Annotated in this window: 6 protein-coding genes; 3 read left to right on the top strand and 3 right to left on the bottom strand. The window is 47.0% G+C overall.

Annotated features, from left to right (window positions below; genetic code table 11):
* Positions 1-51 precede the first annotated feature (51 nt).
* Positions 52-1,800 (bottom strand): alpha/beta hydrolase, encoded by a 1,749-nt coding sequence (locus QZW47_RS02675; RefSeq protein ID WP_293124382.1) that lies wholly within the window; start codon positions 1,798-1,800, stop codon positions 52-54.
* 419 nt (positions 1,801-2,219) lie between these two features.
* Between QZW47_RS02675 and QZW47_RS02670 the strand changes: the two genes are divergently transcribed.
* From QZW47_RS02670 to QZW47_RS02660, 3 genes are all read left to right on the top strand, one after another.
* A complete protein-coding gene (locus tag QZW47_RS02670; protein ID WP_293123476.1) occupies positions 2,220-3,200 on the top strand; it encodes an Npun_R2479 family HD domain-containing metalloprotein in 981 nt (326 codons plus the stop codon).
* Between the two features lie 138 nt (positions 3,201-3,338).
* A complete protein-coding gene (gene ligA / locus QZW47_RS02665; RefSeq protein ID WP_293123473.1) occupies positions 3,339-5,708 on the top strand; it encodes an NAD-dependent DNA ligase LigA in 2,370 nt (789 codons plus the stop codon).
* A gap of 316 nt (positions 5,709-6,024) precedes the next feature.
* Entirely contained in the window at positions 6,025-6,495 is a 471-nt protein-coding gene (locus tag QZW47_RS02660; RefSeq protein ID WP_293123470.1) for a hypothetical protein, read from the top strand.
* Between the two features lie 290 nt (positions 6,496-6,785).
* Here QZW47_RS02660 and QZW47_RS02655 read toward each other — a convergent pair whose 3' ends face one another.
* A complete protein-coding gene (locus tag QZW47_RS02655) occupies positions 6,786-13,322 on the bottom strand; it encodes a CHAT domain-containing protein (RefSeq protein WP_293123467.1) in 6,537 nt (2,178 codons plus the stop codon).
* A 54-nt stretch (positions 13,323-13,376) separates the two neighbouring features.
* Positions 13,377-15,497: a filamentous hemagglutinin N-terminal domain-containing protein gene (locus QZW47_RS02650; protein ID WP_293123464.1), complete on the bottom strand. Its 2,121-nt coding sequence runs from the start codon at positions 15,495-15,497 to the stop codon at positions 13,377-13,379.
* Between the last annotated feature and the right edge of the window lie 923 nt (positions 15,498-16,420).

Here is a 16,420-nt window from a genome sequence, read left to right as displayed (position 1 = left end):
TGGTGCCGAGGGGAAAAAGTCGTCACATCGAGTCCGCCACGCAGCTTAACCTTAACGGGGAACCGGAACAGGAGAAGGTGGGGAAGTGGGAGTCAGTGGCTCGATCGGCAGTGGAGGAGCCGGAGTGCGAGGAGGTGGAGCACTGCTGAACTGTTGCAGTTGCTGCGAGGTGAGCGATCGCAAAATTCTCAGTCCCAGAGTGTTTCGGGAGATTCCCAGAGCGTAGTTCGGCTCTAAATAGGGGCGGAAATTTGATTTGTTGTTCAAATAGCTTTCCATGAAAGCTAGGCTGAGTCCGTTTAGGTAGCGGCGGGCTAAAGCTGGTTCGGGGCCGATCGCCTCTGCTGGTGGCACAAAGACGCTTTGAGGCGATTGGTCGATCGTGGAAAAGTGAGTGCCGTTCTTCATCAGTACCAGATATTTGTTGGGCGATGTCAGCCACGTGAAGGGTTGAATTTGTTCCAGCAAAGCGGGGGCGACGGTATCGGCGGTGCCTGCGATTACCATGACTGGGATTTGGATTTGGCTGAGATTTGTTTCTCCCAGAATGCTGCTGACGATCGGGTTGATGGCGATCGCAGCTTTGATGCGCGGATCGCCGAAATTGTACTGGTTGCGCTCTAGGCTGCGGGCGCGACACTGCAACAGCAGCGAGATGTTCCAAGTTTCGTTTTCCAGCTTGCAGTCTTTGTCTAGCTGTGCAAAGTTAATCCCCGCCCCGGCTAACGTTAAGGCTGTATAGCCGCCGAAAGACTGGCCGATGATGCCGACTCGCTGCAAGTCGAGCTGCCCTCGGTAGGCCGGATTGGTTGTCGAAAGTTTGGTTAAATAATCGAGCAAGTCTTTGATGTCGAGGGGGCGGTTGACAAATTCTGCTGGTTCTGATACTTCGCTGGCTCTGCCTGTTACTAGGTCTTGGATTTGTTGGGCGTTGCTGCCGGGGTGTTCGGGGACAGCGACGGCAAAACCGTAGGAGGCTAGGTGTTTGGCTAAATACTCGTAGGAAATCCGATCGGAACCTAAACCGTGGGAAATTACTACGACTGGCGCCGGTTGCGGACTTTTGAGCGGCAGGTAGATGTCAATATCAAATGTACGATCGCGATTTGGACTCGTCAGAGTTACCGATGATTTTTTCCAAGCATAGGAGCCCGGGAGCTGGATCTCTAGCATTTCGGCGGGCTGTACCGGCGGTTCGGAGGCAGCTTGTGCTTCCGACAATTGGGCAACTCCGGCGATCGCCCGGTTGGAACGGTTGATCAGCGATGTCAGCTCGCTGGCGATACCCAAGCCGCGGGAGATGTCAATTCTGATGCCGTAAGTGGGGAATTTTTGCAGCACGTTGAGAATTGTCAGCCCTTCTGGATCTGAGGCTGCTAAAATTAAAGCGGCGCGGATCGCATAAAATCCGGGCTGCCGAGCTTTGGTTTGAATTACTCGCCCCAAGCGTTCCAGCAGCACTTCTCCTTGAGGCGTGTAGAGGAATTGGGCGATCGTCACGGGGCTGATTTCAGCTCTCGCTTGCAGGGCGCTGCGAATCTCAGCTAGCTGTGCTTTTTTCGCGTACTGAGCGAAGCCGTCCAAGTTCGTGTCTACTTTACCTTCTTTGGCGAAGAGTTCCAAGGATGCGATCGGCACTGATACTTCTAGCGGCCCGTAAGTGATATAAATTTTTTCTGCTCCCAAAGCAGGTGCAGCGCTGCAAACAGCGGCGAAGGCAAACAATCCTAGGTATTTTGGGGCGATCGACCGCCGAGTGCGAAGCGCAACAGTGAAGAGACTCGGAAACAGACAGTTCATAACTTTCACACCTAGGACTTGTAATTAATTAAGTCGGTGAAACCAAGTAAATTGTTTCACCAATATTTAATACCAAAAAAATCGCTCTTTTGATTCGGAAATTAGGTTATGGTGGGAAGCATAGCCAAAAAAGCAATTTTATGACCGGACAAAACTAGCTGAACTTTAAAATTCAACGCCGAGGGGTCAGTCGATTTTCCATTTTTCCATTTTTTAGATTTGAGAAATGCTTGGCAGATGAATCTGAAAGCTTGAACCTTCGTCTAAAATTGAGGGAGAGCCATACTCATAACGGCGGGCAATTGTATCCGTCTTTGAGTGATGGGTCAAACTACGGTCACGCCCATTGATGATTTTTTCAGCTATCCAAGATATTTGCGATCGAGTTTGTAACTACAGTCAGAGTGAGATAATTAATCATGTTCAACGCAACTGCTATCCTGATTGACGCTTTTGTGCAAGAGCTCCAGGCCGGCTACCGTCGCACCTATGGCAAGTACAAGCCTGATTACCCTGAAATTATCGCTTGGGCGGGGACAATGGCTCTGGAAAATATCGCTAACTGCGATGCTCTTTACCACAATGTGGAACACACGATGCTGGTGGCCTTGGTGGGACAAGAAATTCTCCGGGGCAAGCATATTCGCGAAGGTGGAGTGTCTCCAGAAGATTGGCTGCACTACCTGATTTCGCTGCTGTGCCACGATATCGGCTACGTGAAAGGTGTTTGCCGCCAAGACCAAGAAGCTGTGGGACTCTACGCTACGGGTATTGATGGGGGCATGGTTTCTGTGCCGATCGGCGCCACTTCTGCCAGTTTAACTCCTTATCACGTCGATCGAGGAAAACTCGTAATTGACGAACGCTTCGGCGGCCACACATTAATTGATGCCGAACAAATCAAGCGCAATATTGAACTGACACGCTTTCCAGTTCCTGCTAGCGAAACCCATCAAGACAGAAATAATTATTCTGGATTGGCTAGAGCAGCAGATTTGATCGGTCAGTTGAGCGACCCCAATTACCTCCGCAAAATCAGTGCGCTGTTCTACGAATTTGAGGAAGTCGGCACTAATAAAATATTGGGCTATCAGTCTCCGGGAGATTTGCGACAAAATTACGCCAAATTTTATTGGAACGGAGTTTTTCCATACATTCCGGCAGCTTTGAACTACTTGGAATTGACCCAAGGAGGCAAACAAATTATTGCTAACCTTTACGCTAACGTGTTTCAGGTAGAACACGCTGAACCGCTTGCTTTCACCAAGCCCAACGCTCAAGAATTCATCAAATCCCGCGCGAACGGCAACTCGAACGGCGACAAAGATGCTGATAACCTGCAACCTGCTATATCCGGGGATAGCAAAAAATTTAGCGAGTTTGCCGACCTGAATTTGTGAGTAATTTGCCCGTAAAATTCAGCTATAAACGCGAGTCACAATCAAGAGATTTTATTATTTTCTAGTTGCTGGCTCTTTTTTTTGAGCTAAAATCGAGATTGAAAACCTAAAATTTAAAACTTAAAATCTCAAATTGATATGGTAGCAGAGATTCAGCAGCAAATTCAACAGTTGAGGCAGCAGCTACAGGAAGCTAGCTATGCTTATTATATTCTGGATGCGCCGATTATGGCTGATGAGGTGTACGATCGACTTTATCGCCAGTTGCAAGAATTAGAATCCGATTATCCTGAGTTAGTTACTGCGGAAAGTCCTACTCAGCGCGTGGGAGAAAAGCCCGCTACTCAATTTTTTAGTGTCAAGCACAATATTCCTCTCTACAGTTTGGAAAATGCTTTTAATCTTGAGGAATTTGCTAAATGGCAGGAACGCTGGCGGCGATATGCACCCCCCTTAACTACCTCCGTTCAAGGGGGGGAAAAAGATGCAATTTCACCCGCTCTTGATGGAATTTTACCCCCCCTAACCCCCCCTTGCCAAGGGGGGGAACAAGATGGAATTTCACCCGCTCTTGATGGAATTTCACCCCCCCTAACCACCTCCGTTCAAGGGGGGGGACAAGATGGAATTTCACCCCCCCTAACCCCCCCTTGCCAAGGGGGGGAACAAGATGGAATTTCACCCGCTCTTGATGGAATTTTACCCCCCCTAACCCCCCCTTACCAAGGGGGGGGACAAGATGGAATTTCACCCATTAGCAACAACGAAAAGCCAGAAATTACTCCCCCCCTTAGCAAGGGGGGGCCGGGGGGGGTTTCCTATGTTTGTGAGTTAAAAATTGACGGTTCTGCTTTAGCTTTAACCTATGAAAATGGGGTTTTAGTTCGCGGTGCGACGCGGGGAGACGGGATTGCGGGAGAGGATATTACTCAAAATGTCAAGACTATTCGTTCGATTCCTCTCAAGCTGAATTTAGAAAATCCACCGCCGGTGGTGGAAGTGCGGGGAGAGGCTTTTTTGTCTTTGGCTGTGTTTGAGGAAATTAATCGCGAGCGGGAAAAAGCGGGGGAACAATTGTTTGCTAATCCTCGCAATGCGGCGGCGGGTACGCTACGACAGTTGGATTCTAAAATTGTGGACAAGCGACGGTTGGATTTCTTTGCTTATACTCTGCATTTAGATGAGGCTAATGAGGAGCAAACCCAGTGGGAATCGTTGGAATTTTTGCGCCGAATGGGGTTTAAGGTGAATCCCAATCGCAAAATTTGCTGTTCGTTGGATGAGGTGCGGGATTATTACGAATATTGGGATACTGAACGGCGTAATTTACCTTATATGACTGATGGGGTTGTTGTTAAGATAAATTCGGTTTTGCTACAGCGACAGTTGGGTTTTACTCAGAGGTTTCCGCGTTGGGCGATCGCCCTTAAGTATCCGGCGGCGGAAGTCCCTACAATTGTAGAAGCAATCACCGTGCAAGTCGGGAGAACCGGCGCCTTGACTCCTGTAGCGGAACTCAAGCCGGTGCAGTTGGCTGGAACCACGGTTTCGCGGGCTTCTCTCCACAACAGCGATCGACTTTCCGAACTCAACCTCCACATCGGCGATACTGTGATTGTCAGAAAAGCTGGGGAAATCATACCAGAAGTTGTGCGAGTTTTGCCGGAACTTCGCCCGCAAAATGCTCAAATTTTCCAAATGCCTAACTGCTGTCCCGAATGCGCCCAGCCTGTGGTTCGCGAAAAAGGGGAGGCCGTGACTCGCTGCATCAACACGTCTTGTCCGGCGATTTTGAGGGGTTCTCTGATTCATTTTTGCAGCCGGGATGCTCTCGATATTAACGGTGTTGGGGAAAAGTTGGTGCAGCAGATGGTTGATAGCAATCTGGTGCATTCGGCGGCGGATTTGTTCGATTTGACTGCTGACAGGTTGATGGGTTTGGAACGCATGGGTAACAAGTTAGCAGAAAAGTTGGTCAGTGCGATCGCCCAATCGAAAAATAAACCTTATTCGCGGGTACTTTACGGCTTAGGAATCCGCCATGTCGGCACAGTCAACGCGCAATTGCTGACAGAAAGGTTCACAAATGTGGAAGACTTAGCAACGGTATCGGCGGCTGCAATTGAGGGCGTTTATGGCATCGGCCCGGAAATTGCTCAATCGGTTTATCAGTGGTTTAGAGTTCCAGCAAATCAAAGTTTAATTGCACGGTTGAAAATTACGGGATTGCAATTGCACTCAGAAGTAAAAAGTCTGAATTTAGGAGACCAAGATTTACAATTTGCAGGCAAAACCTTTGTTCTAACTGGGACTTTGCCTACTCTCAAACGAGATGAAGCTAAAGATTTGATTCAACAAGCTGGAGGGAAAGTCACTAATTCTGTTAGTGCTAAAACTGATTATGTGATTGTGGGAGAAGATGCCGGTTCAAAGTTGGAAAAAGCTCAATCTTTGGGAATTGAAATACTTTCGGAAGCTGAGTTATTGGAACTGCTATTGAAATTATAAATGATTGGGAAAAGTCAATACATCTCTCCTTGCTCTTTCTCTGCGGCCTCTGCGGCCTCTGCGGTTCAAAAAAAGCTGATTCATTCAGCCATTTTCAAAAGATATCAGCAACAACGTTAGTGCCTAGGTGCAAAATATCCGATTGCAAATTCCGCAATACCTCAAAAGGCAGATAAATGGCGTTAGCGAAGCTTGCAGCTATGGGAGCGCATTTCGTCAATATACATACTTCCCTCGCCGGAGTACCAGAATTGGTTGTCGGTAGAGGCTAGTTTTGCTAAAATTTGATAGGGTTTGCAGTTGCGCGCGATCGCAAGTGCCAGCCCAACCAAATCTTAGCAATCAGAGGAGATACGTGATGTCGGAAATTCCAGAACAAACACAAACAAATTTGTCGGCTCCAGAAACAACTTCTGAAAGCTCTATTTCTTGGACGGAAAACGTAAAACTTAGCTTGGGAAACATCCTGAACAGTTGGAAGGTGAAAGCCGGATTGGGAGTTACTGTGCTATTGGGCGTCTTAGTGTTGTCGTTTTTCTGGCAGCACATCATTGCAGTTGTAGGTATGAACAGTTGGTCGGCTCGATCGGGCGCTAGAGCGATCGAATGTATGGTAAGAGATACTAATGACGACGAGTATGTAAGTTGCAGCGCTCTCCTCGACCAGCAAATTGTCCCTCTCGAATGCAGTTCTAGTTTGTTAAATATCGGTTGTCGCGTCAATTATGGAACTGCCGCGCCTAATTTGAAACAGCTTGGGCCCAGAGCTGCTGCTGGTTTGAGATAATTTTTGACTCGAAGCAGAGCTTCATAGTCGCCGTGATACAAAAAGTTTGGACTTTTGTTCAAGCCCCCAGATTCATCTGTGGGGTTGTATCTAATATTTACAAATCAATTGATTTTATACATAATAACTGTTGGTAGTGAGGACTTGAGTCCTCATAAAATTTTGCGGACTGAAGTCCTCACTACGAACCTGGAATGCTGGATTTCATATCGGCATTTTTTGCGGACTGAAGTCCTCGCTACGAACCTGAAATGCTGGATTTTAGGTAAGGCAATCTACAACATAGCAACTTACCAAGGACTTCCGATGAGCGTGAAACCGCTCCAGTAGTAAGGATGAGCAAAATTTTGGTTTGGTTCTTGTATTTGAGCAGGTAAATTTAACTTGCCGCTTGTTGTTACTAACTGTCGGTTTTCAATCCGAACTTTACGAGCAATCATCGCCTGTTGAGTAAGTTGCAGAGTTTGTGCCTTGGTGGCTGCTCCTCGAAGCTGGTGATAAAATTCGCTCATCAGCCCTAAAGTGCCTCCATCGTCAACATACCACAAACTCCCTAAGGCAGATTTGGCGCCGGATTTTACCGCTAAACCTCCAAAACCTAACTCTGATTCCCGATCGCCCAAAGCTGTTTGACAAGCACTCAACACTAATAAGTCTACCTGCGGATCGCGCCAATTTAAACTCTCCATGCGATCGAGCTGCAATTTGGAATTCCACATTTGAATGTAAGAATTGCTCGGCGAGCCCGCTTTGAAGTGAGCGTGAGTGGCTAGGTGCACGATGCGAAACCCTCGCTTTGTGTGTTCTGAGTTGAGATTCTCTAAGGTGAAGTTTGAATTGAGGAAAGATGGCCCGTGCCACTCGGCAGCAATTGCCTCTAATTCGATCGGCACGCTGAACAAGGGTTTGTTGTCCACAAATTCTGACCGTCCCATTGCTAGGACTGTGGCGTCTCTAACTGGCTTATAATCGTTATTAGTCAGGCTGAAACTCGGAATTAGGCTGAAACTGTATTTTTCAATCAAGAAGCCTTTACCATCGTGCAAAGCGGCAAAGGGCATACTCCGCAATCCCGGATCGACTGACAGCAACAAAGTCTCAATTCCTAAGTTTTGCAAGTCTTTTTCTAGCGGTGCGATCGCCCATTTATACAGTTGCTGGGCAGAGGCTAGATAATTGCTAGTACCGCGTTTGGCGGGATTGGTGATTTCATCGCGCAACTCCTTGACGACGGGGAAAAGAGCTGCTCTGTTGGCTTCGGGAACGCTGTAGTGAATCGGCCGCCCCACAGGAGGAACTAAAATGAGTTCTAATCGATCGATTCGCGAGACTATGTAGATGATAGCAGAGCGCTTGCCGGTTTGCTGTTCGATATTTCTTAATGTTTGTTGGAATGTCGCAATCATAATTTTTGGGTCTGGGAGGTTGGCTTTTACCCCCAGGTATTCGCCAAATTCTTGATTCCTGGTTTGTTCGATTCCCCAGATTGTTTTCTGGATGTCGTTACCTTCAAAAAGTCGATCAGGAGATGGAACATATCCCAACGCTAAATTAGAAGTAGGCTTCAGCGATGGCGTTGTTTCGTTGGGAGGTGTTGGCTGTTGGCTGGGGGGTAACTTACTGGTGATACTTGAATCCAGTCTTAAAATTTGACCCGCAGCAGCACCGGGAGTGTCCAGCGGTGAAATTTGGCGGCGGCGTTGAAAGTCTTCTGGATCGGGGGTTGAGGCTGTTGCTGCTGTTGTTGGTGTGGCTGGTGTTGCTGTGGGCGCGATCGTCCTGGGCGACAATGGGTTTGCTAAGGAGTCGATCGTCCTGGGCGATAATGGGTTTGCTAAGGAGTCGATCGAAGTTATTGGTAATGACTCCTGCGGCGCACTCGGCTCAATAATCTGCCCAATTATTTGCCTTATTTGTGGATTGATTTCCCCTGTTGTCGGCTGATTTATTTGCGGAATTGTTGGCTGATTTATTTGCGGAATTGTCGGCTGATTGATTTGCGGAATTGTCGGCTGATTGATTTGCGGAATTGTCGGCTGATTTATTTGGGTAATTGTCGGCTGATTGATTTGGGGAATTGTCGGCTGATTGATTTGCGGAATTGTTGGCTGATTGATTTGCGGAATTGTTGGCTGATTGATTTGCGGAATTGTTGGCTGATTGATTTGCGGAATTGTTGGCTGATTGATTTGCGGAATTGTTGGCTGATTGATTTGCGGAATTGTCGGCTGATTTATTTGGGGAGTTGTACTCGGAGTTGGAGTTGGAGTTGTACTCGGAGTTGGAGTTGGAGTTGTACTCGGAGTTGGAGTTGGAGTTGGAATTGGATCGATCGCATCATCAGTCGAAAATGCAATATTACCCACACTACTAGAACGCGGAAACGACTGCGACGTAATGCTAGATTGTCCCGTGTTAATTGCACCCGCCGTACCGTTAGTAGTCGCATTTCCAACAACAAACGGTTGAATCGGTGCTGCTTTATCTCCTCCAGCGTGCGCGATCGTAATTTGGCCACCACCCGTACCGCCAGCAGTAGAAATGCTAGTAAATCCCGGGGAAAGTGGCGTGGAAAAACCACCCGTAGCGCGGAAAAAGTTCCCCGTCGAAATAGAGACATCGGCACCAGTGCCGCCAGTACCGCCTTGGGCGTTAATCGACTCGACTTGAATATCGCCGATCGGATCTAATAACACATTACCGGCTTTACCCACTGTACCGCTGGAGTTAATTTGTCCGGCTGTAATTGAAGTTATCGCCTTGACAGTGATGTTAGCGCCAATACTTCCCGATGTATTCAAATTACCTGCTGTGAAAACGTTACCGCTGTTAAACAGAATTTCTCCACCATTAGTAGTAACGTTTTTAACTGCGATATCGCCGCTGGCATTAATATTGACTTTGCTGGCGGTTACATCTTCCGAAAACTCGACTTTTTTCGTATTCTGTGCTGTCAATTGTTGGGCATTAATTGTCGCTTTTTGTATCACATTGCCAGCATTTTTAATCAAAATATTTCCTAACTTACTGGTGGCGCCCACTGCTCCATTGAAAGTGATGCTGCCGCTACCTGCATCCAGATTTAGGCTGCGGGCCGCACCGATGCTGTCGATCGCACCGGACAACGCAATATTCCCCCCAGCAGTGATCAACAGGACATCTTTCGTCAGCCCGAGAGTACCGTTAATATTGATATTGCCCTGATTCGTAGTAACATTGCCACCCAAGCTAGTATTGGCAGCAGAAATATTAAAACCAGAATTGCTGGCAATATTACCGCTAGTAAATTCCGCCTTGGTTCCCGTAACATTCAAAACAGAAAGCGGTGCTGTGCCTCCGATATTTCCTTGCACCAGCACATTGCCTGCACCAGCATTTAAGTTTAACAAACGAGTGCCATCGATCGCACCAACTATGCTAATATCTCCGCCGCCGCTACTGAGAGTGATATCGTTGCCGAGTTTGACATTGCCGTTAAGGGCGATCGCATTTTTATTGGTATTGATGCCAGAATTCAAATTGATTGTAGAAGCATTGAGAGCAATGCTGCTGTTGTCATTGCCTGTCAGAGTGCCATTAACTGCGATCGCGCCAGTTCCCCCTTGAATCGTTACGGGGTCTAAAAATAGGACATTGTTGGGAATACTAACGTTGGCCGTGCCATCCGATCGCCCAAGAACAATCGAGCTAAATCCATTTTGAATCAAACCAATTTCCGATGCCGTCAAATCCAAAGCTGGAGTATTGTTAGCGATACCGCCAATTGCAATATTTTGTCCTGCTGTTGCGGGTTGCAGCGTCAGCGCCCCAGTACCAGAAACGTTCCCGGAAAAATCAATTTCACCTGCTGTTAAACTCAGCGAGTTAGTTCCTGCCGCTAAACTCGAACCGAAAGCAATAGTTGCATCTCCCAGTGTAAAAGTTACAGGAGCTTTTAATGTCACTGGGCCGCTAAACCTAATGTCATCATTAGTTGTGGCGATATTTCCGCTAAGCGCCACAGTTCCCGCGCCTTTTTGCGTAAATGCACCGTCTAAGTTCAGGTTTTTGTCAATATTGAGATTAACCTGATTAGTAATTGTCAGCGTGCCCTTATTGGTGGTTGTTACAGTTCCTTTTATATCGACATTATCACCAGCAATGCCCAGATTGCCAGCCACATCTACTTTATTGTTAAAAGTAATATCTTTGCCTGCAAGAATCGGATTGTTGGCAATCGTCACAGCATCTCCGTAGGTTTGAGAGCCCGTTGTCGTGATATTTGCCTTGATTTGAGTAGTGCCGCCCGCATCTGTTGTCACACTCCCGGCATTGACTGTTTTATTAAATGCAGTTATTCCTGTAGAGTTAGCGGTTAAATTGCCGATCGCACTTCCCGTCCCAACTGCACCCCCAAATGTAATATTCCCGCTACTCGCCTTCACCGTCAAATCGCTGCTACCATCTACATTGTTGAAAGTAACGTCACTACCTGCGAGAATCGGATTGTTGGCAATCGTCACAGCATCTGCGTAGGTTTGAGAGCCGGTTGTCGTGACATTTGCCTTGATTTGAGTAGTGCCGCCCGCATCTGTCGTCACACTCGCGGCATTGACTGCTTGATTGAATGCAGTTGTTGCTGTAGAGTTAGCGGTTAAATTGCCGATCGAATTGTTGCTGCTGCCGATCGCACCATTGAACGTAACATCACCAGTACCCCCATCCACAGTCAAAGCGCTGCCGCTGTTACTGGCGTTCACAGTATTGTTAAAAGTAATGCCTGTACCTGTGAGAACCGGATTTATGTTGGTAATTGTAACTGCATCTCCGTAGGTTTGACTTCCCGTGGTTGTCACATTGCCATTGAGTGTAGTTTTGCCGCCCACATCTGTCGTCAAACTCGCGGCATTGACTGTTTGATTGAATGCAGTTGTTCCCGTAGAGTTAGCGGTTAAATTGCCGATCGCACTTGTCGCCCCAACAGCGCCCGTAAATGTAATATTGCCCGTACCTGCCGTTAAACTCAAGTCTTTAGTTCCCGTCGCTGCGCCGTTGACTGTGTTGTTAAACAGAATATTTCCTGCACCTTTACCTGTGCTGACAGCAGCATTATTTTCGACAAGTACAGGACTTTGGAAAGTGATATTTTGACCGCTGGTAGTAACGTTTTTATTGAGTGTTGTTGGGCCGTCAAAAACGATCGAAGCATTATCAGTGCCGGTGAGTGGTTGATTGATGACGATCGCACCTTTGGGAGATTGAATAGTCACCGGATCTAGGAAAAAATGAGCGCTGTCAAAGGTAATGGTACCAGTGCCGTCTGGCCTGCCGATCGCGATCGACTTAAATCCATCTTGCATGGATTGTTGAAATGCCGTCCCCAGAGAAATAGTATTGGCAGGGGCAATATATCCAACTTTGAAAATAATATTGCCATTTTGATTCAACGGAAGCAGAGAAAAAGTCCCCGTACCTTTAACAGTATTAGCAAGCGGAAAGTTAACGTCCATTCCTGTCAAACTAATATCTCCCTGACCGGCATTTAGTCCGCCGAATACATCAACTATGTTGCCAGCTTTGAGGGTGATATTTGCACCAGGAGCAGTACCGATCGAAGTTGGGTCAATGTTTCCGAACGTTCTAATATCGCCGGTCATGCTGGTAAGCGCGATCGCCCCTCCAGACGTTTTAATACTGTCCAAGGCAATATTACCTTTAGTTGTAATATTTATAGCGCCAGTGCTGGTAATATTGGCACCCTGATATACCACAAGTTCAGCCAAAGGAGTAGTGCCACCCACAGCCTTGTTAAAATTGATAGTATTAGTGCCAGCATTAATAGTTAATTTATTGTTGCCGTCAACGGTGCCACCAAAAGTAATATTCCCACCGCTGGTGACGTTGAGAGTTTTTTGGGTGGTGAGAGTGACATCATTGCCCAGAGAAACATCCTTGAGAAACGAGATACTCTTGTCTTGAGTAGTAATGTTTGCATTCAGTTTTGTGACTCCGTTCAGCGTCACTGTAGCGCTGCCTGTGGCGGTAATTGGGCCGTTGACAACGATCGCCCCACTGGTGTTTGGAGCTTCCAAAGCGATCGGGTAATTGAACGTCACACCAAGCGGGTCAACTGCGATTGTCCCCGCCCCGTTCCCCCGTCCGATAATCATTTGGGAAAACCCATTTATAACCGGACTTGTAATTTCAGCAGTGCTGAGATTTAAAACATTAGGATTATTGGCAATGCCACCAACGCTAATATCTAAATTCGGCGTCAGAGGTTGCAACAGAATTGTACCAGTGCCGTTGACTTTAGACGTACCAAACAGTGTAATTTCATCGCCCGTCAAAGTAACATCCTTGCCACTTCCAGGAGTCAGGTTAATCGAGCTATTTGTCAGGTTAATTGCATCCGCACCGCCTACCCCCTTACCAGTCATATCGACATTTGCCGCAGTCGCTTCTACTGCCGCGTTGCTGTCAAGAGCAATGCCGTAATTTGTTTTGGTGATTCCAGTCCCCGCACCTGTGCCAGTCATGGTGATATTTCCATTGAGCGATTTAACTGTGCTGTTAGCAACCGATATCCCCCTGTTGTTGTCTGTACCCGCACCAGCGTTACCGACGAAAGTAATAGTACCGCTCCCTGTTGATTCAACTAATGACACATTTTGAATGCCAATACCGTAGTTTTTTGTTCCAGTGCCGACGCCTATCCCAGTGAGGCTGATCGTTCCATTCAGCGATGTAACTTTGCTGTTTATATCAACTAATATCCCGGTGTTGTTGTCTGTGCCCGCACCGGCGATACCTTTGAAAGTAATAGTGCCGCTCCCAGTTGATGCCACTGATGACGCACCTTGAATGACAATACCGCTGTTATTGGTTCCAGTACCGCTACCTCATGTTCCTGTGAGGCTGATAGCTCCATTGAGCGATCGAACTGTGCTGTTGAGATCGACAGATATCCCTATATTATTATTTGTCCCGTTGCCGCCCGTACCAGTCAGGCGGACTTGTCCCGTCCCTGTTGATTCCACCATGGCATTTCTGCTAATCTCAATGCCGTATCCAGACCCGCTGCCATTACCAGTCAGCGTAATATCGCCATTGGCAGAACTTATCACAGGGCCGCTACTCAAAAGTATCCCCGAACTATTGAGGCTGGTACCGCTAGTACCTGTGAGGGTAATCTTTCCCGTTCCAGTAGTTACTAAATTAGGTTGAACACTAAAGGAAACTATGCTAATACCAGTTCTTCCGGTGTTTCCTGCACTACCGTTGAGGTCAATGTTCCCACCACCGACATTAATTGTGCCACCTTGAAGACCAATGCCATTTTGGTTGGTAGCATTCCCGCTACCGCTACCTGTAAAATTGCCACCGTTTGTATTAATCGCTGCATTGTTGCTAAGACTACCACCGTTGAGATTATCGGCATCAGCATTCAGGGTAACGTTGCCTCCCTGAGTGGTGATATCTTTATTAAGAGTAATATTATTATTGGCATTCAAAGTTAGCGACTTACTATTATTCCAAACAATCGGTGCGTTGACTGTAATATCACCGAGATTCGGCAAGGTAGACGCTGTAGAAATAGTCACATTCCCCAAACCTAGCTGATTTTGCAGCGTCGCGTTATTAATCGTAGAAGTGCCAGCCGAAGGCGTAAATACTTCTCCTAAAGTGCCACCTGCATCGGCACCAGTGCTAATAATAATATCAGTCGGATCTAATAGTAATGTGCCAGCAATCCCCAAGGGCGATCGCAAATCCGCTAATCCTTGAAAATCTAGCGATTGCTTTCCCGACACCTCCACAAACCCGCCATTCCCCGAAACCAAGCCACCTCTGGCGGTAATATTGCCATTAAACCGAGTAGTGTCATCAGCCCAAACAATAACTCGCCCGCCATTCCCGCTAGTAATAGCATTAGCATTAATTGTCGAGTCTGCGCTGACAAAAGTCTGCAAAGCATTCGGTACACTTCCCAAACCGCGATAGTCTCCACCAATCAATACATTCCCCCCACCGTTGGTACCCGAAGCATCGATGTTGCCAGCAATAACACCTACTTTCTCGCCCAATATGTTAACATTACCGCCAGTGTTGCCCGAGACGTTGATAGTGCCGCTGGCGATCGCAGTTCCCGCAGCTACCGGCACAGCAGCATTCCCCGTCAACACAACATCGCCATTAGAATTTACCGTCAAATTCGTTGCCTGCGCCACAGCTTTTCCAGTCAGCAACTGCGGTAAAGATAGCACGGGCTGCGTCCAATTATTCGGCAGCGAACTTTGAGTTGCTGTCGGCACAACGTCCAAACTCAATAAATTTCCCGCTTGAGAAATCCGCACCAAATTTTGACCGGGTACAGCGCTGATCAGAACACTGCCTCCCGGCGCATTTAGCTGACCGGTATTGACAACCGTGCCGCCAGTCAAACTTAAACTTTGACCGGGCGCCACGGTCAAATTCCCTGCATTAACAATGCTTCCCGCTTGCAAATTGGTAAACGCAAAACTGTTCGGATTCCCGATTAAAGTTGCCCAGTTATTATTCCCCGTCGCACTAAACCACTGATTATTGCCAAAACCGATCCCTGTCGCCGCAGTCGCATTAAAAGAACCAGGCACGTTGAGACTGGCATTCGGCCCGAAAATTATCCCCGATGGATTCATCAAAAACAGGTTGGAATTGCCGCCCGTGACTTGAATTAAGCCATTAATTAAAGAAGGATTTCCACCAGTAATCCGTCCTAAAATATTTTGAATGTTGGGATTGGTTAAAAAGTTGGCTGTTTGACCTTGACTGAGGCCGAACTGAGTAAAACTGTGAAACAGGTTAGCCTTGTCTCCGCCCAGAGACCCCCCGGAAATGTCGTAGCGATTGCCGTTGGGCGTAACAACTGTGTTCGTGCCGTCTGGTGCGGGGGTGATGGGTTGCGCGGAAGCTGAGGCTGCTGCATTCAGCCAGCCAACTATGAATAACCATCCGAGCAAAGGTAGTTTGTTGGCTGTCATTGTGTTTAAAGATTTTGCTTAAAGTGCGATCGTATTTATCTGTTCCAATTTTTACTCATAAAAATTTCTCCTGTCAATAGGATCGCCGTATTTTTTATATAATAAAAAAATACATGATAAGCTGAAGAAAGTCTATATTTACACCTGTTTGCAGTGCAGATGCTCGGGCTTCGGACGCGGCAATCCCCTGTGCCTACTGTATTCAGGATCGCGCCAGCAATGCAGCGCCAGTTTCTCGTTTCCAGTCTCCGATACTTCCTAAGTCAATTATGTTAGTTAATAAACCTGGTTTATGCGTCCGGGAGTGGTGACGAGAATAGGGCGTTCGATCGCAACGCTTAGGCGTTGAACAACCTAGAATATTATACTATTTACGGCAAATATTTATGCTGATGAAATTAGAGGCGATCGCCCGACAGGGAAACCGGATTGCCCTGTCGGGCGATGGTTCGTGTAAATGAAAGGTAATTTATCTAATATTAATAACAATTGTAGCCAGACTTATTCGCGATCGGTATAAGTCAAAAGTGCGTTATACCAGTTAAAAAAAAGAAACTCGCTCTCAGCAATCTGCAAACCATTAGATCACTTGTAAGGTATGTGAGGTACACAGAAGAGGTAGGGACTAAGGCTCAGCCTTGTCCCTACTCGGGAATATACCGAATAAATCTGGAATCTGCTGTATATAATCAGTCATTTCTAATTCTTGACTTCTTTAATCTCACATCTCAAATGGTTACAAATCGCCTGTTATACAGGTTGACTATAGTGGAAAAAAACTCGCTTTATCTCTCAATACGGTTGACTTAAGAGATGACAGCACGGAAAACCGATGAAAAATAGACACTCTTGTTTGCTTAGTTCCTTTGTTCGGATTATCTTAAGTGAACCGTATTGAGATATCTCTAGCTCGCGATCGCCAC

The sequence above is a fragment of the Microcoleus sp. bin38.metabat.b11b12b14.051 genome (genome assembly GCF_013299165.1).
Classification (GTDB): Bacteria; Cyanobacteriota; Cyanobacteriia; order Cyanobacteriales; family Microcoleaceae; genus Microcoleus.
This window is presented reverse-complemented; position numbering and strand designations above follow the sequence as displayed.